This window comes from Aquimarina litoralis, assembly GCF_039523995.1.
Classification (GTDB): domain Bacteria; phylum Bacteroidota; class Bacteroidia; order Flavobacteriales; family Flavobacteriaceae; genus Aquimarina; species Aquimarina litoralis.
The window spans coordinates 541,688-568,028 of record NZ_BAAAGE010000002.1 but is presented as its reverse complement, the minus strand read 5'-3'; the positions used below and the strand labels follow the sequence as shown (position 1 = coordinate 568,028).

Genomic DNA, 26,341 nt, shown 5'->3' with positions numbered 1-26,341 from the left:
TTTTACACTACGTTTATTACCAGAACGATCTAGTATATGAACCAGATATAATCCAGAAGTAATTCCAGAAAACTTGATCCAATAGTTCTCAAAGGTAGCGAAAATACTTTGCTTCCTTTTATAGTATGTTTTTTACATAAATTATGTAATCTCCAAAAAAGTGTGGTCAAAAGCCCTAAATACATCTACATGGCGTGAATAGAAGTTTTTGGATTATTTCTGAATCCTTGCAATTAGAAAATAACAGATACTAACACCGTGTGGCAGACCTAGAGGAATTCTTTAATAAGCTGGGTAGGAAAAGTGGGATTCGCAGAACATATAAATAAGAAACTTATAATTTTTAGGAAATAATTATATTAGCAGTCCTAAATCTAAAGACTTAATCATATGAACAAAAATTACTTTGCGATACTTTTAGGAATACTGGGTATGATATATACTTCACAAACGTATTCACAAACACAAATAGGAGAGGATATTGATGGAGAAGACTCCGTAGATTTATTAGGCAGTGCCACCGCAATTTCGGATGATGGTACTGTAGTAGCTGTTGGTGTAGAAAGAAATACTGGAAATGGATCAAATACTGGTCAGGCGAAAGTGTATCAAAATATCAATGATCAATGGGTACAAATGGGAAGTACGCTATATGGAAATGAAGGAGATAATTTTGGGAATTCAGTGGCATTATCTTCTGATGGAAGTATTGTGGCTGTTGCCAGTAGAGGTATAAATGTATACACACGTGTTTTTCAGTACAATGGTACCGATTGGGTGCAATTAGGTGCTGATTTTGAACGAGAAGTCAATGATAGATTCAGTACAGTAATTGGATTATCATTATCTAGTGATGGTAATAGAATTGCGATCGGAATGCCTTTAAATGAAGATCAAGGAAGGTATACTGGTCAAGTACGAATTTATGAATACATCAATAATGACTGGGTACAGATCGGACAAGATATCAATGGAAAAGGAACGGTATCATTGATAGACGAGAGATTTGGTCATTCCGTTTCTTTGTCAGATGATGGAAACAGAGTAGGTGTTGGAGCTCCAGGAAGTGGATTAGCAGTAGGAAAAGTACGTGTATATGAATTTGATGGTATGGATTGGTCTCAAATCGGGTCTGATTTTGGTCCAGGGAATCAAGGCGGACAAAGCGGTGCTACGGTTTCGATGTCTGCAGATGGAGATCGTATTGCGGTAAGTGTACCGGGAACCGTTCTTGGGGCTGCATACATATATGATTATAATGGGAACCAATGGGTAACTTCTGAAATTTTTGATAAAACAGGAAACTGTAAGGTTTCCTTGTCTGCTGATGGTGAACGACTTGCTATTAGTGATTTTACTTACAATTGGACAGGAGATGGTTTTAATGAAGGTATGTATGGGAATGTAAGAATTTATGAATACGATCATATCAGTCAAAAATGGCCGTTGTTAGGTACTGAGATTATTGGAGAAAAAAGCTGGGATGAATTTGGATCATCAGTAGCATTATCCGGAGATGGTACCACAGTAATTGCCGGTGCAGCATATAATGATGATAATGGCTTAAGCAACCAAGGGCATGCTAGAGTTTTTCAATTCGAATCGAACAATTTAAGTATTGGTGAACATACCTTAGAAACTAGCATATCAATATATCCGAATCCAGTGGTGGATAAATTACAAGTTATACTTCAAAACGGAAATAATTTAGAAAAGATAACGATATATGCGTTGGATGGCAAAAAGATCTTAGAAGTTACAAAACCATCAACGAGCATTGATCTACAGGAATTACCTAAAGGAATATATATGCTAAGAATGGAGTCTAATAAGGAAGTTAGTACCCAACGAATCGTTCGAAATTAAGATACTAAAAAGGGAATACCAATGATACAAGTAATTATGCTTACGGAGCTAGTAAGGAGATTCGGTTTTTTTCGGATGATAAAAATTATAGAGTTACCACTTTTACAATAAAAAATCCCGATAAGCTTTTGTTCGAACTTAATAAAATAATGGATAGCAATCTTAAATGAAAAATGAAGAGTGAATATGATAAAACAGAACGGGAGTTTTTAAAGGTACAGAAACAATATCATGATTGGATTACGTTTGTACCTTATAAATAATACCAAATAAAAAAACAACCTTCTAAAATCTAGAAGGTTGTTTGTATAATACTATATAAAGTTATTAGAATATACTATTCATTTATAACCAGTTTTACACTACGTTTATTACCAGAACGATCTAGTATATGAACTAGATATAATCCAGAAGTAATTCCAGAAATATCAACTCTCATTTCAGTAGTATTATTAGGTACTGTTACAGATTGTAATCGTTTTCCACTAAGATCAGAAATGGTAATGATACTATTTTTTAGATCCGTAGTATTTTTAATGAAAACACTTCCTGTTGCTGGATTTGGAAATAATTCAAAGAACGCATTTTCTGCATCATTCTCTCTGTTTACAGCAGTAGCACAATCAGGTGCAGTGGTCGAATTACTGAAATATATGGAATAATCCTTCGATACCAGTACAAAGTTACGTTCATCGGTAGTTACCAAGTAATCTCCATCCAATCCAGGAATACCTGTATTTACCAATGTGATTTGTGGTGCTGTACCATTGAAGTTTTGTGTAGCATCTGAAAAATCTATATACCATGGTGCTATATCCAGATTAAAAGAAAATTGATACAAACCATTATTAGCTAAATCCCAATTAAGTGTAAATAAGGTGATATTATCTACATTAGGACCACCAGTTCCTAATACATATACATTTTCATATGATGTATTGATACTTACCAGAGGAGTATCTGTCGGTGTACCAAACGTACAGTCTCCATTTGGCGGATCTATAATGATATCGTCCGTAACGGTAATATTTACCGAAGCCGAATCGGTTCCGCCATTTCCATCACTTACAGTAACCGTAGCGGTATAATCTCCTGTGGTATATGTATGTGTGGATATCACATCTGTACCTACTGTACCATCCCCATAATCAATACTATAGGTAAGTGTATCGTTATCTGCATCTGTAGATCCCGAAGCGTCTAGTACAACATCTAATGGAGTAACTCCTGTACTTGGCGTAGCAGTAAGACTTGCGATTGGAGCTGTATTACCAGGATCAGTAGTATCACTACAAGATGGTGCCGTATCAGAATTACTACAATAAATGGTGAAATCTCCAGTGGTAGAAACAAGTACTAGATTTTCTCCATCTAAGGTTACATAATAACTACCATCTAACCCTACAAAACTAGAACCTGTAATGGTAATTTGTGATTCTGCTGCATTAAAATTTTGTGTAGATACCGGAATGAGATCGTTATACCAGTTTGGAACACCATTATTGGTACTTAGGGAGAATTGGTATAAACCATTATTTCCTAAATCCCAATTGATAGAACAGTTACCAATATTATCTAAATCAGGACCGCCTTCTCCAAACACATAAATATTTGAATATGAATTGTTTATAGAAGGTAGAGGAGTGGCTCTTGGGGTATCAAACGGACAAATAACTTCTTCGCAATTGGTATCGACCAATAAATCAATGGTTTGTACCGTCCCACTGCTAAAAACACCATCACTAACGGTAAGTGTAACCGTGGCAACATCCAAATTCTCATAGATATGGGAAACATTTACACCTTGGGCAGTAGTACCATCTCCAAAGTCCCAGGAATATGTAAGTGTATCACCATTAGGATCATAAGAATCACTAGCATCAAAGGTAACATTAGGTCCACCACATCGACCATTATCACTAGTGAAAGCCGCTACAGGAGGTTGTGGCTCCGTGGATTGACCAAAATCTACGTCACTGGTAGAATAAAATGCTTCTTCGCTAAGTGATCGTTGCCAAATACTATAGATAACGTGTTTTCCAGTTCTTGCTGGAAGTACCACATCAATATCATCAATGGCAGAAGCTGGTCTTGGACCAGTACGTACTAAAAGTTCTAGGCTATCCCAGGTAAGTGGTTGATCTGGAGTCCAATCGGCTTTGGTAATATACACATCAAAATATAAGGTTTGGTGCGGTGCCGAGTTTGTCCAGGTAACGGTAAATGGACCAGGAGTTACAGGTGTAGCGATCCAATCATCACGTACTTGATCTAATCCACCATATTTGTCTGGTCGACCGGCGCTGGCAAGATTTCCATCAGGAATGATGGCTTGGTGCATACCATTAGCATCCATACGAGCGACCTCATTCCAATCATATAGCGCTTGAGTACCGTACATTGCAACGGCATCGATACATGCGGGTGAATCTGGACTTTCAGGATTTTCTTGAAAACATATCCAAACACGACTGGGCGGACTGGTAACCGTTCCGTGTGAAAAGAGTGTTTGAAGATAAGGATACATCAGTGCTACACATATTAGTAAGGGTGCAGCAATCTTTCTTAGGCGGGAAATCATCCGACCTAAAATTTCGGTTTTAGAGTTTGTTTTTCTCATGTTGTTATTGAATTGTTAGTAATAAGTTTCGGCTTATAAAAAACAGGGTGGTTCAATAACAAGAGTTAAATTACTATATACTGTATTAGATATCAATTAATTAACAGTATTTCAAATAATATTTAACATAAACGAGCTAGATTTTAATAATCGTTTATGGTTTACAGAATGGGTAGATAAAATAGTATATAGTCATTAATACATGTGTAATTAAAAATTGTGATGCACATAAGGAGAAATAAAAGTAAAGAATCATAATAGGCTGGAATACTCAAAATATTCTATTTTACATAATATAAATTATAGTACAAATATATGTATTGAAGCAAATTGACGGATGCTTGCATTTTACATAATTGCAGATATAACAACACGCCAGTGTTTTATATCGATTCCCGGCCACATCTTCTCGCAGATGTAATAAATTGATTCACTAGATCAATTTATTAAACTCGTGTAAAAGTCAATTTGAGAAACGTTTAGCTCATTCGTAGCTATAATTAATATTCGTATAAATCCAATATTCAGTACAATCCTCCAGAAATTTTCAAATACGCGATTTTCGTGACATTTGATTTTAAATTATTGTATTCAAGAATGCTAGCGATCAACATCTATAGCTATTATACAATACTTAACTTATCTAATATATCTGGAAGCTTATAAATCGTGTATTCTGTACAATCGTACAAAAATCTTCAAATACGTAATTTTCTGTGTAGCTATAATTTATTATCGTAAACAACTGACTTAAAGAAGATTAAAGATAACTAAAAAATTAGACCATATTCTGTACCATCCTCCATATTTTTTTAAATACTCGATTCTCAGCGTTTATATTATGTAAAATAGAAATGGTTTGATTTTGGATTGTACAAATATTTATTTTAATAAATCCAATTGAATACAAATATCTCTTTTCATTTTTCCCATTGGATAATTACTTATTTCGTCCTTCTTAGTTGGTACTCCTTGGCTTTTTAATAGAACTTCATTGGGAATATCAGCTTTTCTAAATAAACCAGTGATTTGAGACATATAAGATTTACGAACGGCTTCACTTCTATTCTTTAAAGCATATAACTGATCAAGAATTCTTTTTTTAGTATTTTGATTATTATAACGTTGTAATAATTGAAAATCAATAATAGAATTATCACTATGAGGACTTTTATTCTCAATTTCTAGCTCCACTTCATTTAACGAACTAACAACTACTTTTGATAACTTGAACTTAAAATAGTCATCAAAACTTTTATGAAATGGATTAACATGTGTAAAAATATTAAAATCCTTATCCAGTTTAAGTTGTGCATTACAAGGAGAACACCCTGGTATTAAATTAAAAAAAGAAACTGCCAAATAAGGAAACCTTGCTCTGGGATAGAAATGGTCTAATTGGTATAGAGCAGTAATTCTAGTATTTCCACTTAAATTATCTGTCCGTTGGATACTTTCTAATTCTTGTTTATTACAATAAGGACAATAATTAAGATTAAACTGTTCTACATTTTCTCTTGCTGAGCCATTATCTCTATAAATTTCGTATCCAAAGACTGATTTTACTATTTTCCCAAATGAAGTTAAACTTGCTTGATTGTAATTTAAATTGTTTGAAAGAATATTATGTCCTACTAAATTCTCGATTTCTATTATTACCTCCGCTAGAATTTCTGGCCGACCACTAGTTATTCTGTCAAGATTTCTATAATGATTAATTAAAAAATAGTTCCAGAATTTAATTCTAACTGGTACTAAAATGTCGACTTTCATTTGACTACTTATCCTTCCAATCAAGGATTGTGTCGCATGATATGATCCGTCTTGATTTTGCGGATTTATTAACTCTTGAAAATGTGTTTTTGCAAGAGCATCAAGATCAATATTACAATGACTATCTATTAGAATCATTTAATAAGTTTTTAATCTGAATTCTTATTAAATCTTCTCCTATTAATTCAATCAATTTTTCGTCATCAGAGTTTATTTTTTTCTTCGCATTAATTTTATTGACTACATTCTGAATTTTATCAGCGGCAAAACGACTAATTAAATTACCCTCCATAAAAAAGGCATCTAAATAAAGTTCACCTAAATTCCCAGCAAATGTTTTTACCTCTCTAGAGTTATTAATTATACTCAAATCTGACTCTGATTCATCCTTGCCCAAAAACACCAAATTCTGTTTAGGTAAATCTGAAACTAGAAAAGGAGAATGAGAAGTTAAAACAAATTGATAATTAGCAGACTTAAACTTTGGTATTAAGTTTATTAATTTATAAAAGAAATCTGCTTGCCACTTTGGATGTAAATAGAGATCTCCTTCATCTACACAAATTAAAATATTATCAGTTTTAATGTTCTTAAGATCGAATCGTAATAATGAGAATATATCTAAGTAAGCTTTCTGTCCTGAGCTTAACCCTAACCAATCTAAATTAAATTTACGCGTCCAATCTATAAAATTATAATAATCTTGATCAAGTTTAATACTTGACTTATTAAAATTCAGGATATAACTCTCTGTTCTTCTGTTTCTAGATCCTTCAGTGCTTATAGCTAGGTCTTTTGTTTTAATGAAATCTTGAAATTTATCTATTAATTTACTGCCATTTTCGAGATTTTCTAATTCTGTTATCTTACGATTTGTCTTTACGATATCTTTAAAATAATCCTTATATAATTCATGAATAATCATTTTGCACCAATTCTTCCATAAATTTGCTATATCATTTTTACTCTTGAAAGTATTTTTAGTTTGTTCTATATTATTAACTAATGTGGTTGTAATTCTGTTAATATCAGAGTTCAAAAAGCTATTTTCATTAACTAAACTTTTAACTAAACTTATTACCTCCGTAATTAATACATAAATGAAAAAATAGTTTAATTTATTCTCAGAAGGTTTTAATCTTCTTAAATCATTAAAATAATTCTTATACTCATATGTAAATTTTTCGTTCAGAGTCGAATTTGAAAAAATGTTTTGATTCCAATATGATGAATTATGTACATTATATTTAGGTTTTAAAATAACTTTCTCAGGTGTAGGAATTATTTTTTGTTAGCCGAATAAGTAAACCATAAAATAGGAATATACATTGGTATAATAGCCAACACAAGTCTTGGTATGCGAATAATTGCTTGTTCAATAGTTATTCCTTGAATTAAGAATACTATGCTTACTATGACTGGTATTAAACTGACACCAATCATTAAATTTATCCCTTGATTAAAACGTTTTTGCAATTTTACAGATGCCTCTACTTCTTTATCTTTTTTACTAGAAAAAGCTGAACTTAGACCAGCAGTTAAAGCATCTGGAAGCAATTTTGCAATATCATCATTAATCCTTTTGTACTGTTTTTTGTATTCATTTTCAAAAGATTTGTAATTATCAATATATAAAGAATTTATCTTGTCAACATCTTCAAAAGATTTAGTTATTCTTCCTTTTAGTTCTTCATATGATGCGTCTAACTCATCCTTTAAGCCTTCAATTTTCGTTTCAATACCTGTTTCCTTGTCGGTTTGAGTATAACCAAAAACCTCTAAATGTAAATCATCTATTTCCTTTTTACGCTTATTTAGGGCATTCAAGCTAACTGATGATTTCTCTAAATTCTCTTCGATTTCTAATGTGAATTGGTCAATTTCATCTAGTTTAGAATCTAAATCAGGGTATTTTTCTAATATGCTGTCAATATTACCAATCCTAGAGTTAATTAATTCAATTTTTTTTTTAAACTCGGATTCGGACTCATCTAATCTAGTTTTAACGTCATCTATGGCAAGTTTTTGCTGATTAGCTTTGTTATTAGAGTCATTAATTTCAATTATTATTTTTCTAGCAGATTCCAATTCACTTGATAATTGTCCAACTAAAGTTTTTGTTTCATTTAATTTAGCTTCAGTTTTGTTTCTAAACTCTGATACTTTTCTAGAATTTTGCTTAACCTCTCTCACATTTTCTGGAGTCCGTTTACCTAATTCTTTGGTTAACTTTTCCAGATCTTCTATACGTTCCCATAGTTTTAATCTTTCTTTTTCTAAGTATTCTATTTGTTCTGTATTTGACCTTTTAAAAAAACTCATTAAATTAATTCTTTTTGTTTTAAGAAGATAAACAATTTATGGGGAATTTATAGTTCATCAAATGTATAAAATTAAAATTTGATTGATTTACAATAAACACTAACACCTAGGATTTATTAACAGATGTATTAACAAAAAGACCAAAATTCAGCTGCTCTTTTGTGTTTAACTATTTAATAATATAAATTCAAATTATATAAAACAAGCAATACGCCAAAGGTCTAAAAACATCAATTTACTGAAGAAACCACTAAAAAAAACTTACTAGTTATAATAAAATACTATGTAAAATATCTGGATATTACAAATCAATCTTCTACATTTTTTGAAATACATGATTCTCAGCGTTTATATTATATAAAATAGAAAAGGAAGAAAATCTTAGTTAGTAATACAATCTAAAATCAAGTAGTTTACAGACTTTGTAATGTCTTTGATGCAATTCTTCTACTACATCTAACATATTATCATCTTCTTTAAATAAATTAAAGAATGCTATATCAAGATTTGAGCTCGTTATACCATTAAATTCATGACCATAACCAGAAACCCCTCTTGCACCTGTAATATCCAAAAAATACTGTGCTTCTTCTTCATCTAAATCAAGCACTTTAGCGTTGGAAAAATGCAAAATCTTTCCTTGTAATTTCCCTTCAAAAATTTCTGCAATCTCCTGTAAACTATAATAGTAGTCATTCAAACAAATGCTATTGGCTTCACCTTTTATGACCAAATAGATGATTTCATAATTTGTAAAATGATGATCATCCATAACCAATGTATTTAAGCTATCCTCTAAACCTTCTATGGTATCACAGGTTTTATAAATACTAGCCACTCCATATTGCGAAGTCAATTGTTCTAATTTTTTTTGCGCTTCGGTAATTTCGTGCGTTTCTATATCATTCACCGCTTCTAAACAGTAAATGAAATAATCTGTATCTATAGATTCTTGTTGTGGTAATTGTCGTCTTTTCTCTAACAAATTTTCAGGGTCTATACATTGTATACAACAAAAATAATGTATTTCTTTAATTTATATCATCAACCCTTGCTGCTGTTTTACTAATAATTTTCCAATCATTTTTAAACTTTTTAAGTAGGAATAAATCAATATAAACCCACTCTCTATTAGGTCCTGCGATTTCTACTTTTGCGGTAGCTATTTCTTTTGTTACCTTAACGTCTAAAATTTTCGCTTCTCTCCCATTGAACTTTCCTTTTTCAGCATTTTTAAAGAAACCAGCATACTCGATTGGAGTATACCTTTTGAAATCCCCTTCCCTATTTGTTAGATATAACACTGCATTGTCTGCAAAAGCACTTAATAGCATTTCTTTTTTATTATAAGAACTACCTTCCATATATTTTTGAAGTGCTTTTACTACTGCAGGATCATATGAAGATTTTATGTATGTGGAAGCATCGCTTATCGGATAAAATTTTTCTGTTATTATAGAAGTCTTTTTTCCGTTTTCCTTTTTTATCAAAAAAGATCCGCCCCAAACGACTTCTGGATAATCAATTACTTGTGCTATCATCTCACCTAAAGATGGAATAGTATTTTTAAATTTTTCTATAGCCTCCTCTTTTGGTGCCCAACGGAATTCAACATTCTTATTTGTTGGTAAATCGTTGGTAGTAGATTTAGCCACATACACCTGTCGTATGCTTAACGAATTATTAAAGTCATATTTATAGGTAAAAACACCTTTGAGGTTTGGTTTTGTAATGGATACTCCATATTTATTAGAGATACTATCGATTACCTCATTGATCGTGTGTCTTTTTTCATAAAATGCACCTATGGTTATCCAACCAATTGTTGCTTTTTTTATTAAAACATCTCCGTTATCATTAAGAATAACTAAACTAATAACCGATGTATTCCTATCTTCATCTATTTTAGATTGCGCATTTGTAAACTGAATTGTTAGCAAGATGGCTACTACTAAGATGTACTTTTTCATTTCGACTTTTTTAATATTAATGTGCCGTAAAAGTCTAATGTTTACACCCAGTTTCCTACTTAAATCATGATCTTGGCATACAAAATGGACAGATTCATCACATTTTGATAGGTGTAGTATGAAAACATATTAAGTATGTGCTACACTTTGGCCAAAACATAACACTATTTTCATTTTAGGGAAATCTTAATAAAATTTGATCATAAAAGATGTAATTTCCTCTTGTTCTAACTAAACCATCTCTTTTTATGGAAAAATTAAAAAAAGAAGACATTCAGCAAGAAGTTTTTGACTTATATGATGATTACGCGCATAACGGTCTAAATAGAAAACAGTTTATAGAAAAATTATCCGCATATGCAGTGGGTGGTGTTACAGTTTCCTCTTTATTAAGTTTTGTATCTCCTAATTATATAGATACATTGCTCGTAAACCCTAAGGATCCAACAATTGATTCTAACTTTATTACGTATGATTCTTCTAAAGGTGGAGGCACTATAAAAGGGCTTTTATCGAAGCCAAAAAATCATGAAACTAAGTTACCAGGTGTTATTGTTGTTCATGAAAATAGAGGACTAAATCCTTATATAGAAGATGTGGGAAGACGTGCTGCAAAAGAAAAATTTATTTCTTTGGCACCAGACGCCTTATCTCCACTTGGAGGATATCCTGGAAATGATGATGATGGACGTGCGCTTCAGAAAAAAAGAGATCGTAATGAGATGTTAGAAGATTTTATTGCCGCCTATGAATATCTAAAAAATCATGAAGATTGCAATGGAAATGTTGGTGTGGTTGGATTCTGTTTTGGTGGATGGATTTCTAATATGATGGCTGTTCGACTGCCAGAACTAAAAGCTGCCGTTCCATACTATGGTAGACAACCAAGTGCTGAAGATGCTAAAAAAATAAAAACACCTTTATTATTGCAATATGCTGAATTGGATAAAAGAGTAAATGCCGGATGGCCCGATTATGAGAAAGTATTAAAGGAAAATAATATCCCGTATAAAGCACATATGTATGAAAATGCAAATCATGGTTTTCATAATAATACGACTCCGCGATACGATAAAAAAGCAGCGAATTTATCTTGGGAACGTACTATAGCCTTTTTTAATAAGCATTTAGTATAATCTTTTATTGTTGTAATAATCATTAAAAAGAAGTCTAAAAAGTATTTAAAACTTCTGTTTGTCAGTCTGAGCCTGTCGAAGACAAATTGAAAATCAATTGGTTAAAAACTTCGACAAGCTCAGTTTGACAAGGATATATTGCTTTTTAGACAATGTCTTCCCTAATTAGAAATGGCTAAGAGTGTTTTTTTAGCTGCTTTAGCATGTTCGCCATCGATATCTAGTGAGATTGCTTTGTTCAGTAATTCGGTTGCTTTTTTAGTATCACCAACTTTTAAATATGCTCTACCTAAGTTTTTATAGGTCATAGCAGAATTAGGGTACATCTGCATAATCATAGAGAATACCTGTATCGATCCTTGAACTTCTGCCATACGACCACTTTCTAATAAAATGTTTCCTTTTTTATTTAATTCAGTTTCAAAATCGCAGAAAGCGTATCGTGGATCTTGTACCATTTGTGGCAATACTTGTGCTAATTTTGCTCCTTGCCCAGTGATATATAACTGTGTGATGTACTCCATAGGTTTTGGCTGGAAACCTTCTGCATTAAAGTTCAACGCAGCTTCTAGCACTACATCTTTGTTCTGTACGTAATCGTCATAACTCATAGTAACAGGAACACTTGGTACTGTCGCATCTTTATTTTCTAAAGCAGGATAATCTTGCCACCACAAGTAGGATATATATGCATTGATCTTGCTATTTGGTAATTGTACAGCTCTAGCATCTCCATAAAAGTTAATGTTTTCTGCAGTAGGTTCACCCACTAAAATTGCTTCTGTATACCTGGTAATTTCATTGGTTAAGTTCTGGCAGGCAGAAAAAGTGTCTCTACCAATGATAAAATAAAAGTTTCCTTTTTTATTAAGCTGTGGTCTAGCCATTAACCCTTTAATTAATGGTAGATTGTTGTAATTGTTTCCACCACCATTTAAACGTACATCATAAACTAATTTTTCAACGTTATTTGCATCAATAAACTCAAACATGCGCTTGTAGAATTCTGCTATGGTTTCTTTAGGATCATTAAATACTGAGCTTTGTCTTACATACAATGTCTTTTTATCTTCTAAATATTCAAAATCGTACAGCTTATCATCTAGGTTTTTTAAATATAGAGGTGTTGTTTCTGTATCACGTGCTGTAAGCCAATCCTCTGTTGGTAGTGTAAAATTGAAAGTTCTTGGTTTATCTTTTCTATCGATAGTAGTAAACTCATGCGTAAATACTTTTCCATTTTTTTCAAGTGTTAATGTCACTTTATTGGATAGTGTAGGGATTACTCCTTGCGCATGTAATACTTCTGCAGATAGTAAAAATCGTACTCCATAAGCTTTAAAATATTGCTCATTTTCTACTGGAACTACTGGATATACCAGTTCCATAGCTTTTTCTATAGGCGTCTCTCCTATCTTCAATATTTTTGCTCCTAATACTTCTTTGTACTGTTTTTGAACCCCTTCAATATAAATTCCATCATTGAAATCATATATATTAATTGGTAGAATTCCACTCTTAGTTACTGTACCATAAGGAATCTGCGTATGACCATATTTAAAAGAAGATACGATACGAGACAATCCTACTCGAATTTCATGTTCTTGTAAGTTGGGAATTTCTTTATATAATGTTTCAACCTGTGTATCAAAATCTTCTTTGGTCGTTTTTACAAAAAGAAAAGAATAGTCTTTATGAATAGTGTTTTGAAGAAATCGTAAGTCTTCTTGCCATTGCTTCGCATTTGTTTGTTGTGCTGATAATTGAAAACAGCATAGTAATTGGATAATAATGAGTACTTTTTTCATGATGTTATTTTTTTAACTGAATTCGTTCAGTGATTGATTATTAATTACATCACAAATATGGTTCTAATCTATCCTATATAGTAGTAGTTTATGTTGAAACGTAGTTATTGTTGGTTGAAACGTCACCAATATTCTATTTGTTCATCCAATCTTTAAAATCGCTTGTTTTTTGTCTGCTTACAATGAATTCCTGATCTCTAGGATTTGATATGGTTAGTTTTACACGATGATTGAAATAAGGTTCTATTTTTTGAATGGCTATTTTGGAAATGATTTGACCTCTATTGATTTTATAAAACTTGGTATGATCTAAAGAATCAAATAATTGGTCCATAGTTTCATCGATGATGTATCTTTTGTTATGGGTAATACCAAAAGTGATACTATCTTGTGAATACATATATAAAAGCTCAGAAATTCGTATTTGTACAAAACCACTTCCCTCTTTCACCAATATTCCCGATCTTTCTTGTGGCGTTTGCATACTGCTCAGTAATTCTTTCAGAATATTAGCTTCAATAGGATTTGATGGGCTTTGGGATCTTGAGAATTTATGCAATGCGGCGTCTAAATCAATCTGCTTGATAGGTTTGAGCAAATAATCAATACTATTTACTTTAAATGCCTGAATAGCATATTGATCAAAAGCTGTAGTAAAAATAATAGGTGCTGATACTTCTGTTTTCTGAAAAATCTCAAAACTTAAACCGTCTGCTAGTTGAATATCCATAAATACCAAATCTGGTGATATGTTTTTTTGAAACCAGGAAACAGAATCTTCAACAGAATCAATTACGGTTAGTATTTCAAAATCAAAAGTAGATTTGTGTAATAAATTTTCCAGTTGACGTGCTGCACGTGGCTCATCTTCAACGATTACTATTTTCATAATTTTTCTTTTGATTTGATGAATGTAATAAAGGTAATATAACTATAAAATGCTCACCATCATTCGTAATGAGAGGTGTTTTGTCAGCTATTAATTGATATCGCTTTTCAATATTCTTTAATCCAATTTTTGTAGATGGAGTTTGGGTAGACTTAGCCTGGATTTTATTACATACCACTAACCTATCTTCTTCTGTGGATACACTTATAATCAATGGTTTGGATCTAGAAACTACATTGTGTTTGATTGCATTTTCTAGTAATAACTGTAGACTCATGGGTACAATCATAATCGAAAGCTTGTCTTCTGGAATATTCCAGTGTACTTGCAAGTTTTCTCCAAACCTTTCGGATTGTATATGAATATAAGCTTTAGCAAATTTTAGTTCTTTTTCTAACGATATGATGTTAGAATTACCAGACTCAATAATAAAACGATACACATCTGATAAATTATCTACAAACCCCTTAGCATCTTCTTTAGAATCTTGATCAATAATATCTCGCAATGTGTTTAGACTATTGAATAAGAAATGAGGACGAGCTTGATTCCTTAATGTATCCAATTGCGCCTGAATCATTACTTGTTTGGCTTGTTCTTCTTCTCGGATAGACTTTTTTAATCGATTATAGAGATAAATAGCCTCATAAATAGCCATGACCATAATGGTAATAATCATAATGGGAATTAGCACTTTTAATTCTACACGATGACTAGAATAGTATCCAAATAACCTAATGACACGTGCTGTTAATTCACCTCCTACATAATCCACAATAACTACAGTACAGACTAAGGATAAGAAGAGAATACTAATACGCTTTTTATCATCTTTAAAATCGGGATATTTTTTTCTCAAAAAGATTAAGATGTTACGAATCAATAACCAATAACAAATGGTAAAAAACACATTAACAGCATAGCCAATAAATATAAGATCAAATGTATTACGTTCTGGTGTGGTATTGAAAAGGTAATTGGTAATAAAACTTATGATAGCAATACCAATGAGGCAAGATCGGACATCATCAAATCCTAAATATTGTATACGTTTCTGTTTATTGAATAATGGCATAAATGCTAGTTTAATAAAGATATATCCTTTCTTTGAATCAGGGAAAACAAGCGAGTGTCTTCTATAACACATTCAAATTCAAAGGTACTAACATCTAGTTTTCTTTTCTTGGATACCATATATACACGAATAACGGAATTATTTGAATAGCACGCAAACTAAAAAAAGAACCATTGTTAGTCTTGTAACCAAGATCAAATATCTTAGAATGCGCGTAATAATGAAACTAGAATATGTTGAAATGTCGTATTCTATTTTTGAATGGTGATGTCTCTGGTTGTAATGTTATTTAATTTTATGGATTAATGATAAAAACACGAATTCATAACCACCAAAAGATCATATAATACTAATACTTTTCATTGAAACGAGCATTTAACTTAGTGATAATTACCTTATGTTATATAATTAGAAATGAGAGTTAATCAAGATCTATATCATATTTCATTAGTTCATTATTTTCATATCCATATAAGCCATTCCCAAGTAAGAAATATAAGTCCTCATTATATTCAAAAACAAAATGATTTCTCATAACATTTAGCATTGGTGTTTTTTCTGTCCATTGATTGGTAGAGTAATCATAGGTAAAGAGTCTCCTTTCTTCTCCTACATTACCTATACCTCCGCTGAAATATAAAATATTCTTATATTCATAAAGATTCATATCATAGAAAAAATTATCTTGTTTAGGATAACCAATATCATTCCAATAGTTGGATGCTACATCATAAACAAGGATATTTCTATTGGGACTACTTATATAAACTCTATTACCACTAGAATAAAATGAGTAAAAATGAGAATTTCCTGCAGTAATTTCAAAATTAGGCGGCAAAGGTATAGACTCTTTTTCATCTGTAGCTAAATTGTATTTATAGAAAAAAGTGCTAGAAAAGTTTTCACCGCTTAATATTAAAAACAGATTATGGCTACCGTTAATAGAAACTGCACGATTTATAAATAAATTACTTTCTATATCAATTGTTTTAGCCTCCCATACTTTATTTACTAAGTCATACACCCTAAAGATGTTATCGACAGCTTTTATGTATAATTTATTATCAATAACAGGAGGAGGTGTTTTACCATTTACAAAACTTAAGTCATCAGGAATATTACTTTCAATTTTGTCCCATCCATATGATGTGTTATCTAGTCTAAATATACCATGCCTATTGATGTAATGAAAGGAATTATTAAATTCAAATCCATAACTACCTATATAATAATCAGCAAGACTAAACTGATATTCAGGTATTCTCTCATAGGGTTCTGTTACTGTAATTGTCCCGACATTAAAAACCTGCGGTCCATAATTAACGGTTATGGTAGCTGTTGGGTCTAATTCAATACCTTGAGGTAATTTAAATTCTACCCGGTTTTTAGTAGCGTTAAATTTAGTACAGGTATACCCATTGGCTTTAATTCCATATGAATATGCTCCTTCCAAATTATCACCTTCTAGTATATAGGTATCTTTTCTTGTTCCGGATTTAGGGTTTAAATCATTAATTTCTAAAGATTTAATTGTAAAATTAATTTCATTACTTTCTTGACCTCCGGTTACTATTTTAATATTGTGATCTCCTGGATATAGGGTATTAGGCAAATCAACCTGCGCACTGTAATTATATATCGAATACGATGAATTTCCGGGACTAGGAATTAAAACATCATCAATATAGATATTGCCAACTCCTGAGGTTCCTCTATCATATCCAAAATTAATTCCTTCTATTTGAATAGAGCTTTCATGAAAAAAAGATGTCTGATTAATTTTTGTAATTTCTGGTGGAAATATAGAAATGTTTGATGATGCAATTCCGTAATTGGTTTCTAAAAACACATCCATCAATCCCGAATCTCTGATTAGATAATCCGGATACAAACTAGTTAAATTTAGCCAAGTTTTTAGATTTACTGTAAACGTACCATCGTAATCAATTTCAGAATAGGCATTTTCATTAGCAGCGATTACATTTCCTATTTTTGCTGTATTTCTATTTCCCAAATAATATTTTGTTTTAATAACAATCTCATCATCTAAATGATACTTATCTTTATCAAACCCTATAATTTGGGGAGGTAGCATGGTAATAGGTTCTACTAGACTAAAAGTACCCGTATTTAAAACCAATTCTGGGTTATCTACAGTAAATAGTTTATCAATAATAACTTTTATTTCTTGATCGTCTGTACTAATTATATTTTGAGCTCTACCACCAATAACAACTTCAAGAAGATCACTGCGCTGATCTAAAAACTTTCCTTTTATAGTAATAGTATCTAAAAATCCAGTATTACGAGGGGTTACTTCTTCTATAACCGGAGATGTACTTTGATAAAAACTAGGTCTCTCAATTATTTTATCTAATACTTGAAGTTTAAAATCCAATTTTCCAGGGGGTAAACTTTCAGGTATTTTGGCTTTTATTAAGGTAATAGAATCTGTGGGTACCAATTCAGTTTCAATGTCACCCAACCATACTTTACTTATTTGATGATGTATATTCTTTCCATAAACGTTCAATTCCTCTTCTACATATAAATTTTTACTAGATATAGAATCTAATACTGGAGGGTTAACCGAGAATTTCCCTTCAATTTCTGTAGAAATTCCACAACTCTTTAACGTTGGTGATAACTCGGATCCACTTAAGTAAGGATTTATTACAGCTTTTATTAAAGAATCTGATTCAAAAATAATACGATGATAAGAATCACCCAATAAGAAATTGTTTGCACTATTAAAAGTTGATCCACAAAAATTTTCTCCTGTAATATAGAGAGTATCTCTTATAAAACCATTTCTAGGCGTTAGTTCTTTAACCAAAACATTCACTTCGACATTACTTACAAAACTTAGTGTATCACCATAGGTATAACCATATTCAGATAATAAATATGGAAAAACAGCATATTGTTCTCCTTTTACCAAATTAGATGCAAAATTTGCTTCAAATACATTTTCCTTTAGTTCTCCCAAATCTAATCTATCCACTAAAGAACCATTCTTCATCCAAATAACACCATGATTAGAGATGTTGAAAGTATTTACATTCTCTGGTGTAATTCTAGTTTGAGTAAAAATTCCATTTTCATCATTCTTGATAATTTGAAAAGTTAATATTTTTAGATCTTCAACAAAAATTTGATCTTGACCTTCATCTTCGCTACAAGAAATAAAAAGAAAAAGAAATAAGAATATTGGAAGTATTTGTTTTATCATATTTACCTTAATTTTCGTGCAAAACTAGATATATTTTGGAAATTATTATTATTAAAATATTTAGTCTTGTATCAAACTACTATAGATTAGTGTCCAAACACACAAATATGTTACTATGACATCTGAATTATCTTTTATCTTGAGTTATTTTAAAATCCTTTTAGGATGATTTCTGGATAAGGTACTATGTAGGTAATCATTGCAAAGAAGTCCGGTTAATTTGTTTGCTGTTAAGGTCAGAAAACAAAATCAAGTATCTAATACCAATATGACTATAATTGATCAAAAACTGTTAACCATCTTATACCATGCTTAGTGAGTTTATAATCTTTAAGAAATTTAGCCTTTGTTTCTAGTCTTATGATATCACCATTGTAAATCTGAAGAAATTTATATTGATTTTGATTTATCTTTTTGTAGTCAAAAGTATACTCAATGTGTGGAACCTCCTAAAGGTTTTAAGAATAATTGTTTCTTTATTGTATCAGATTTGAAAGTAAAACTTAAGCTCTCTTCATTTTTTAGGGTGATGGAAATCATCTCTAGTCTCCGCCAATGACCATAAATAAAGTCTAATGATTTGTATCTCTTTTACCTATGTTTAGAGTTCTTACTGGATATAGTTTGCAAATTAATCATTTCGATGAGCGTTTGCAACTGATGATCTACTCCTTCTAACACTTGCTTTTCGTTTCTTTCTATAATGATATCGGGTTTGGTTCCATTGCCATCTAAGGTTTTTCCATTACGCTGAAATGATAGCATTGTGGAAATTTTAAGTTTAATATTGGAATGTTTTAGTGTAAACTTTTTAGAATTACCACTAGAGCCATCGGTAGTCAATCCTACTATCTTCACATTTGGTAAACCTTTAAAAACACTGGTAAATACCGATGCTGCACTAAAAGTATATTCATCCACTAAGATATAAACAGGTTTGGTATATGGATTATCTCCTGCATGTAAGACCATATAATGTGGGTTACTAAAAGCTGTTTTATCAAAGGTCTGCTGTAATGAAAATTGTCCATTAAATTCTGTAATAGCCTTTTTATCAGCTTCAGTTGCTGACTTATAAGTATAAGTATATAAATATCGATTAGTCATAGACTTGTGAATAGAATCTTTATGCTTGGTTCTCAAATATGCAACATTAGATACCCAAGGTGATTCTGATTTCGGAATAAGATAATTGGCTGCCAATCGTATAATATCTCTGGTACCACCTGGATTATTGCGTAAATCTATGATCATGGCTTTTGTATTTTGCATTGCTTTAAATGTTCTATCCAAATACTCTTTTAAGCCTTCGGTATTTTTTAAAGACAGCATTTGTGGAATTTTGATATACCCTATATCACCTTTAATGATTTTTGATACACTGTTATAGTTCCCTTTTCTAATTTCTTTTAGGATTGATTTGTTCTTCTTCTTAAGTTTTGAAACATACTTTTGAGTGGTTTGCTGTAATTTTATAACTACTGTGGTATCCTTAATACCATCAGAAAATATTATTCGGGTTTGTATTGGTAATGATAGGTTGTTTCTGAAATATAACTTTCCAAGTTGTTGAATTTGTAACGATCCTAGGCTTAGTTTTGCCTTTTTGGGTGCCTTTTTTGATTGATATGCTAAGGAATCTATTATCGTATGTATAGGTATATCATTCATAGCTTTTAAGTAAGGATAGTTGGGATATAGGTAGGTATAATTGGAAGACTTCTTCATTAGTTTTAAAGCCACCACTTTTTGTTGTAAAACAGCCAAAGAAAATGGTAATTGTAGTGTATGATCGGGAACATCTTTTATATCAAAAGCCTCATTAATCACATAAGAATGTCGATCTCCTAATGTTGCTAGTATTTTGGCCAGTTCGTGAGTCAAATAATTGATATCAATATCCGTTTTACTAGTAGCAATCTTAGTTCTGAGTGATTCTATAGCAAGATGATAGTTATAATCTGATAGATGTATATAGGAAGAACGTTCTTTAAGAATCTTATAAAATGTATCAATATCGTCAATTGCATGAGATGTTTTTATGGTTTTTAATTGTTTAGGACGATCTTGATTATATCGCAATACTTTTTGTCTGTTTTCATACGTATACGTTCCAAAAAACTCTTTGATTTCACCAGATTTGTTAGCTAATAATAGTTTCACTTTAACCATAGGTTGTACTCCCCAGGACTTTAGGACTTCTACCAGATCTTCAGAAAAACGTTTTTTCCATTTGCTGCTATACTGTTGTTTGCAAAAAGATAGGATCTCATCGGTTTTATAATCCTCTATTTGTACTAGTTTGTACCAGTTTCCTTCAAATTTTACGATAGGATGATCTTCTTCCCAAATAACAGCAGTAAAAGGAGAAGCTTTTTCTAACTGTAAATTTTGTGCAGTACATATTAATGTGTAAAAACTAACTAATAAGAATAGTGTGTAGTGTTTCATTTTTCAATATTTTAAGTGAATCATAGTATCAAAACTAGCTACACGTGCAGGAGTTTATAAATGAAATCGACAAGTATGGCTTTATAATCGACAACCATTATTTTCTACACCACTTAACTGGTATTCGTTTTTATATATTTACTTCGATTTAGTTTTTATGTATTATGGCACAACTTTCTACTAAAACGATACAAACGATTCAACATCTTTTTTATGTGGGATTGGTGTCTTTTATTGGGTATCACCTTGTAAAAACCGCCTATTACTTCTTGCCTGATAATATATTGTTTTTCTTTACTAGCGATGCGATAGAGAATTTTATATGTGTTTTGATTGCATTTATATTGTACCACTACGTGCTACAAATAGAAAGTTTATGGAAAAAGACTGTATATGTAGTTTTTTTTATAGTTATTCTTGTAGCATTAGCATCATTGAAGGAATATCGAATTTATAACATACATCGATTTGAAAAGACCTATGACTACTTTACCAGTTTCTTAGGTAGATCCTTATTATTTTATTTACTCTTTTACTTCGTTCATCAATTAGAAACACTAACGAAATATAAAACTCTGGAGAAGGAGTTACATCTAGCTAAAAAACAACTCTTACGAAATCAATTACATCCTCATTTTTTATTCAATGCATTTAATTCTCTATACAGTTTATCCTTAAAAAATAGTCATGAAACATCTGAGTATATCTTAAAACTATCTAGTATGATGCGTTATATGACAGATGAATCCCATCCTGAAAAAGTTAGTTTAAGTAAGGAAATAGATTTTATACATCAATATATTGCGATCGAAAAGATACGTTTTGGTAAGGATGCTAATATCCTATTTACTCTTGCTAATGATACATCGGAACCAAGATTGATAGAGCCATTTTTATTAATTACTCTTGTAGAAAATGCATTTAAGCATGGGTTTTATACTAATGTAAAAAATGCCTATGTGCATATAGCATTAGTTTTAGATAACCATGAACTATTATTCTCTGTAGCAAATAGTGTTTTTAAAAAACAACATTTTCAGGAAACACAGCGAAAAGGAAAAGGTCTGGATAATTTAAAAAACAGATTAAAACTTTTGTATCCTAAGAATGCTTGGTTAACAATAAGTAAGACTGAAACGGAATTTAAAGCAGAATTAAAAATCGTATTGGATGATGTATAAAACAGTAATAATTGATGATGAACAATTAGCTATTGATGTGATTGTACATTATTTAGAACGTTTTTCAAACTTTGAAATCGTCAAAACATTTACAGATGCTGTTAATGCTTTTCAATATCTGAAGCTTAATAATCAAGTAGATATTGTTTTTACGGATATTGCGATGCCCGAAATCTCTGGAGTTGAATTAATAAAGCTTACTCAAAATGCCACCACATACGTAATGACTACTTCGTTCAGTGAATATGCTGTAGAGAGTTTTGATTTAAATGCTTTAGATTATCTATTGAAACCTATTTCTTTTGAGCGATTTTCGAAGACTATTTCTCGTTTTGAAAATTTAAAAAACATATCAATTCAAGATAGATTAGCACCTTCTTTTTTTGTAAAGGATGGTGATGATTTTATTAAAGTATTCATACATGAAATTGATTACATACAAGGCTTAAGAGATTATGCTAAGCTTGTTACAGGTGACACCTATTGCTTGGCTTTAAAAACTTTAAAATCTATCGAGCAGACGCTAGAACCTTATAATTTTATACGAATACATAAATCATATATCGTGCCTTTGGATAAAATAAAACAATATAGCGGTAAGAGTGTTGGTATTGGATCTCATGAAATACCTGTGGGTAGCACTTATAGAGAAGATTTAAAACGTTATCTACAAAACAATAAGTTGTAGCTTTGTAAATAACGTTCTATAATCAATTACTCTCTTGATATTCATTGAAGCTCGTTTACATTTTTAGTAGTTTCAAATAATTCATGGATTAGATACTGTTTATCCTTTGGAGTAACCATTCTGAAGTAGTCCAATACATCTTGTGAAGTAGCATATCTACTTGTTTTGGTCTTTATTTTTCCATTATAGGTATTCCAATCAGCGATAAACCGATGTAAGGCTAGATTAACTGACTCCTCTCCCACTTCTTCTTGTAATTTGTACATGGCCAAAGCTCCCTTATGATAATACACAAAATCTTCATTTGATACCAATGTAAGCGATGGTTCGGAAATAGCTTTCCTTTGTTTCTCATTATACAATTCTTCTTGTAATGCTAAAAATTGAGTTACTTTTTCCTTGGGATACTGTTGTTGTAATACCATAAGCGCAGCATATTGAGATAATGTTTCTAATACAAAATTTTGTCCTTGTACATTAGCCGCTTCTATTTGCATTCCAAACCATTGATGTGCTACTTCATGGGCAGTCACATAAAACGCCATATCTACATCCGTCTTATCATCAATATCTAATACAAATCCTATTCCCTCAGAAAAAGGAATCGTACCGGGAAAAGATTGAGCAAACTCAGCATACCGAGGAAACTCCATAATACGTAATTGTTCATACTGATAAGGACTAAAATGCTTACTATAATAACTTAATGAGGTTTTCATAGCGCTCATCATTCTATCTAAATTATAAAAGTGATTCTTATCATAATAGATTTCTAAATCCACTGGTTTTGTCATTGTTTCTGTAGACGACCATTGATCTTTTATAACTTCATATTTTGCAGAGGTGATAGCATAGAAATTGATAATAGGTTGTTTTGTTTGATACATAAAATAGTTTCTCTCATCTTCTTTCCATTGTTTCATTAGATTTCCTGGTGCGATCGCTATTTGATCCTTGCTCGTTCCAATACGAACTTGTAATAATATTCCATCAGAATCGCTCCCTGAACGAGCATTCACCAATTCTTTTAGATCACTAATTTCCGCTTTGGATATTCTAGGCGCTAATCCAAGCTCTTCGCGTATGTCATGATCTCGTAGTTCATACTTTTTATAATAGCTTAATGTTGGTAATATACTATTGTTGAAAAAAGTTCCATTATGTACTATTTGAGTATCCGAATGATCTTCTTCGAATCCTTTTGGAACAAAAGACTGTCTGAATTTCATTTCTATAGAGTCTGAAGGTGCTAAAGGTTTCGACAAGGTATAGATCGTATAATCAAATTTTTTATACGTTGTATTAGCAGTTGCACCACCTTGAAAAGAAATGGTATCTAGAGATACATGCGATGCAATTATTTTCTGAATATGAACTTCATGAATAGGTTCATCTGTAGTGTTTTGTAATGTATAGGTTCCGTTGATCTCATAACTTCTATTTTCAGGATACAATTCCACTTTTAAATCTACTACGGTAATCTTTGGTTGCGGAATGTATTCGAATGGTTTAACTGTTTTTTCATATTCTACTCTAAAGACTTGTTGCTCATTAGCTGTCCAATAAGTATTTAGAATATTGATGTTATAGAAAATATAAACTCCTAACATAAAAAAGACTGAAAAAAGAGCGATACTCGTGTACTTAATAGGTCTTGTAATTCGATTGCTAATAGTTTTTATACGACTAGGTAGCGAGATAGTAACTCCTCTATTTAGTAATAAAGTACTGATCACAAAAATAATAACACCAAATACGATCCAATACGCTTTCACCCATACATATGGTTTTAGAAAATGTCCATACCCGTTCATTACAGAATATGTACCCAATGGTTTACCACCAAACTTGAATAAACTATGCGTGACACCAAATATTTCTAATCCAATAGTTAAGAGAAAAAAGATTAAGGTTAAAAAGATCCCCAAATACTTATTTTTGCTAATTACCTGAAAGAAAAAAGTGATGAATGTGTAGAGCATAAGAAAAGGATATATTTCTATAAAAAAACCTAAAAAATAAACTCCTAATTCAAATTTATAATACCCAATAAATGCTTGAAACAAAACACCTGTGCTTATTAAGCTTAGCATTAAAATAACATAAATACTTTGTAATGCGATAAACTTGCTGGCTAAAGTAATTACATCAGAAATTGGTGTGGCATCATTAAGAAGATATTGTTTATTGTTTCTTTCTTTCCAAATTAATTCACCTGAATAGAATAATAAAATGATGATGAAAAAATACATTGACATTTCTTGCAATTCTGCAATTATAAAATGTGTCTCGGGATAACTATCTACTTCATAAACAGTACCTAAATTCACGGAATTGATCATGATTATGATCATACCACATAGTACAATTGCCCAAAATGAGGCTTCCTTTACTAACGAAAGAATATAGAATTTAGAAAGTTCGTACAATTGTATGAGCTGCGCTCTAAAATCTATGTGTATACTCATATTAGGGATGAAAAGTCTTGTATTTGTGTAATTTTTACTCCTTTTAACTGTTTTATTCAATATTCTTTTAGGTTTTTTGGTGAGAGCGCTAAATGAAAATTTATAATATCCATAACTTAAAATCCCAATTCCTAAAACCATCCATAACAATTTATTATGTAATAAGATTCCATTAAACGTAATAGCTAGTGAATTGAGTTCTGAAACCGAATACTCTTTAGCGTACTGAGTTAATGTAGTAAGAGAAAAAGGATCCAATAAACCTTGTAGATATTCATTTTTAATTGCTTTAGTAAGCAAAAACAATACAAACACGACAATCCCTTGGGTATACACTACCAGCATTTTTTTGCTTAGCATTCCAGTAACAAAAAATGTAGCCGCACCAAAAAACAAACTTGGTATTACAACGACTGCAAATGATTGTATATAAGGAAGGATACGAAATGCTAGCATCTCTTCTTCTTTATGCCAAGGCATTTGTGAACCAATCATCATCCCGATTAATACGCCTGTAAATATAAATAGTAAAACAGTAAAAGAGCCTAGAAATCTACCTAACAGATAATCCCATTTTGTAATCGGATTTGTAAATAATAAAGCTTCGGTATGATACTGATAATCTCGCAGTACAGGAACTCCCATAATCATGGATACCATAATCATAAAAATACCTGTTATAGCACCCATAGTTTTCGCTATGATCATTGGTGCATTCATTTTCATTAAACCCGTTTCTACACCTTGGAAAATAAAATCTACACCAACTATGGAAAATAATAATAGAAATCCGAAAAACACATAGGTTTCTGGGCGTTGCATTCTATATTTTAACTCGAACTTGAATATTTCGTACCACATA

Annotated in this window: 16 protein-coding genes; 4 read left to right on the top strand and 12 right to left on the bottom strand. The window is 31.4% G+C overall.

Features of this window, described 5'->3' with window-relative positions; translation table 11 throughout:
• The first annotated feature begins 390 nt into the window (after positions 1–390).
• Complete coding sequence (locus ABD077_RS11395; protein ID WP_343912430.1) at positions 391–1,866, top strand: T9SS type A sorting domain-containing protein; 1,476 nt, start codon at positions 391–393, stop codon at positions 1,864–1,866.
• A gap of 337 nt (positions 1,867–2,203) precedes the next feature.
• Here ABD077_RS11395 and ABD077_RS11390 read toward each other — a convergent pair whose 3' ends face one another.
• The 6 genes from ABD077_RS11390 to ABD077_RS11365 form a co-directional block, all read right to left on the bottom strand.
• Positions 2,204–4,486 carry a lytic polysaccharide monooxygenase gene (locus tag ABD077_RS11390; protein WP_343912429.1) on the bottom strand — a complete coding sequence of 761 codons (2,283 nt, stop codon included), beginning with the start codon at positions 4,484–4,486 and terminating at the stop codon, positions 2,204–2,206.
• 882 nt (positions 4,487–5,368) lie between these two features.
• Positions 5,369–6,397: an HNH endonuclease family protein gene (locus tag ABD077_RS11385; protein ID WP_343912428.1), complete on the bottom strand. Its 1,029-nt coding sequence runs from the start codon at positions 6,395–6,397 to the stop codon at positions 5,369–5,371.
• Positions 6,381–7,298: an AAA family ATPase gene (locus ABD077_RS11380; protein ID WP_486303260.1), complete on the bottom strand. Its 918-nt coding sequence runs from the start codon at positions 7,296–7,298 to the stop codon at positions 6,381–6,383. The genes ABD077_RS11385 and ABD077_RS11380 overlap by 17 nt, the downstream gene beginning before the upstream one ends.
• Positions 7,299–7,540: 242 nt before the next feature.
• Entirely contained in the window at positions 7,541–8,581 is a 1,041-nt protein-coding gene (locus ABD077_RS11375) for an RND transporter family protein (RefSeq protein ID WP_343912427.1), read from the bottom strand.
• A 385-nt stretch (positions 8,582–8,966) separates the two neighbouring features.
• The gene (locus tag ABD077_RS11370; RefSeq protein ID WP_299896694.1) at positions 8,967–9,566 is read right to left on the bottom strand and encodes a DUF6642 family protein; all 600 of its coding nucleotides are present in this window, start codon (positions 9,564–9,566) and stop codon (positions 8,967–8,969) included.
• A 46-nt stretch (positions 9,567–9,612) separates the two neighbouring features.
• Positions 9,613–10,551 (bottom strand): nuclear transport factor 2 family protein, encoded by a 939-nt coding sequence (locus ABD077_RS11365; protein ID WP_343912426.1) that lies wholly within the window; start codon positions 10,549–10,551, stop codon positions 9,613–9,615.
• Between the two features lie 248 nt (positions 10,552–10,799).
• On the opposite strand from ABD077_RS11365, the gene ABD077_RS11360 reads away from it, so the two are divergent.
• The gene (locus tag ABD077_RS11360) at positions 10,800–11,687 is read left to right on the top strand and encodes a dienelactone hydrolase family protein (RefSeq protein WP_343912425.1); all 888 of its coding nucleotides are present in this window, start codon (positions 10,800–10,802) and stop codon (positions 11,685–11,687) included.
• 161 nt (positions 11,688–11,848) lie between these two features.
• Here ABD077_RS11360 and ABD077_RS11355 read toward each other — a convergent pair whose 3' ends face one another.
• The 5 genes from ABD077_RS11355 to ABD077_RS11335 all read right to left on the bottom strand — a co-directional run bounded on the left by ABD077_RS11355 (position 11,849) and on the right by ABD077_RS11335 (position 21,142).
• Complete coding sequence (locus tag ABD077_RS11355) at positions 11,849–13,495, bottom strand: tetratricopeptide repeat protein (protein ID WP_343912424.1); 1,647 nt, start codon at positions 13,493–13,495, stop codon at positions 11,849–11,851.
• A 133-nt stretch (positions 13,496–13,628) separates the two neighbouring features.
• A complete protein-coding gene (locus tag ABD077_RS11350; RefSeq protein ID WP_343912423.1) occupies positions 13,629–14,384 on the bottom strand; it encodes a LytR/AlgR family response regulator transcription factor in 756 nt (251 codons plus the stop codon).
• The gene (locus tag ABD077_RS11345; RefSeq protein ID WP_343912422.1) at positions 14,365–15,459 is read right to left on the bottom strand and encodes a sensor histidine kinase; all 1,095 of its coding nucleotides are present in this window, start codon (positions 15,457–15,459) and stop codon (positions 14,365–14,367) included. The genes ABD077_RS11350 and ABD077_RS11345 overlap by 20 nt, the downstream gene beginning before the upstream one ends.
• A gap of 421 nt (positions 15,460–15,880) precedes the next feature.
• On the bottom strand, positions 15,881–18,691 hold the full coding sequence (locus ABD077_RS11340) for an IPT/TIG domain-containing protein (RefSeq protein WP_343912421.1): 2,811 nt from the start codon (positions 18,689–18,691) through the stop codon (positions 15,881–15,883).
• A gap of 591 nt (positions 18,692–19,282) precedes the next feature.
• On the bottom strand, positions 19,283–21,142 hold the full coding sequence (locus ABD077_RS11335) for a S41 family peptidase (RefSeq protein WP_343912420.1): 1,860 nt from the start codon (positions 21,140–21,142) through the stop codon (positions 19,283–19,285).
• A 164-nt stretch (positions 21,143–21,306) separates the two neighbouring features.
• On the opposite strand from ABD077_RS11335, the gene ABD077_RS11330 reads away from it, so the two are divergent.
• Both ABD077_RS11330 and ABD077_RS11325 read left to right on the top strand, forming a co-directional pair.
• On the top strand, positions 21,307–22,323 hold the full coding sequence (locus ABD077_RS11330; RefSeq protein WP_343912419.1) for a sensor histidine kinase: 1,017 nt from the start codon (positions 21,307–21,309) through the stop codon (positions 22,321–22,323).
• Positions 22,313–23,011, top strand: a complete 699-nt coding sequence (locus tag ABD077_RS11325; RefSeq protein ID WP_343912418.1) for a LytR/AlgR family response regulator transcription factor — start codon at positions 22,313–22,315, stop codon at positions 23,009–23,011. Before ABD077_RS11330 ends, ABD077_RS11325 begins: the two co-directional genes overlap by 11 nt.
• A gap of 41 nt (positions 23,012–23,052) precedes the next feature.
• Here ABD077_RS11325 and ABD077_RS11320 read toward each other — a convergent pair whose 3' ends face one another.
• Positions 23,053–26,340, bottom strand: coding sequence for an ABC transporter permease/M1 family aminopeptidase (locus tag ABD077_RS11320; RefSeq protein WP_343912417.1), 3,288 nt, complete (start codon positions 26,338–26,340; stop codon positions 23,053–23,055).
• Between the last annotated feature and the right edge of the window lies 1 nt (position 26,341).

Excerpts from the sequence above, each read along its gene's own strand:
- ABD077_RS11395 (WP_343912430.1), top strand. The coding sequence starts at position 391 with ATGAACAAAAATTACTTTGCGATACTTTTAGGAATACTGGGTATGATA.
- ABD077_RS11390 (WP_343912429.1), bottom strand. The coding sequence starts at position 4,486 with ATGAGAAAAACAAACTCTAAAACCGAAATTTTAGGTCGGATGATTTCC.
- ABD077_RS11385 (WP_343912428.1), bottom strand. The coding sequence starts at position 6,397 with ATGATTCTAATAGATAGTCATTGTAATATTGATCTTGATGCTCTTGCA.
- ABD077_RS11375 (WP_343912427.1), bottom strand. The coding sequence starts at position 8,581 with ATGAGTTTTTTTAAAAGGTCAAATACAGAACAAATAGAATACTTAGAA.
- ABD077_RS11365 (WP_343912426.1), bottom strand. The coding sequence starts at position 10,551 with ATGAAAAAGTACATCTTAGTAGTAGCCATCTTGCTAACAATTCAGTTT.
- ABD077_RS11360 (WP_343912425.1), top strand. The coding sequence starts at position 10,800 with ATGGAAAAATTAAAAAAAGAAGACATTCAGCAAGAAGTTTTTGACTTA.
- ABD077_RS11355 (WP_343912424.1), bottom strand. The coding sequence starts at position 13,495 with ATGAAAAAAGTACTCATTATTATCCAATTACTATGCTGTTTTCAATTA.
- ABD077_RS11350 (WP_343912423.1), bottom strand. The coding sequence starts at position 14,384 with ATGAAAATAGTAATCGTTGAAGATGAGCCACGTGCAGCACGTCAACTG.
- ABD077_RS11345 (WP_343912422.1), bottom strand. The coding sequence starts at position 15,459 with ATGCCATTATTCAATAAACAGAAACGTATACAATATTTAGGATTTGAT.
- ABD077_RS11340 (WP_343912421.1), bottom strand. The coding sequence starts at position 18,691 with ATGATAAAACAAATACTTCCAATATTCTTATTTCTTTTTCTTTTTATT.
- ABD077_RS11335 (WP_343912420.1), bottom strand. The coding sequence starts at position 21,142 with ATGAAACACTACACACTATTCTTATTAGTTAGTTTTTACACATTAATA.
- ABD077_RS11330 (WP_343912419.1), top strand. The coding sequence starts at position 21,307 with ATGGCACAACTTTCTACTAAAACGATACAAACGATTCAACATCTTTTT.
- ABD077_RS11325 (WP_343912418.1), top strand. The coding sequence starts at position 22,313 with ATGATGTATAAAACAGTAATAATTGATGATGAACAATTAGCTATTGAT.
- ABD077_RS11320 (WP_343912417.1), bottom strand. The coding sequence starts at position 26,340 with ATGTGGTACGAAATATTCAAGTTCGAGTTAAAATATAGAATGCAACGC.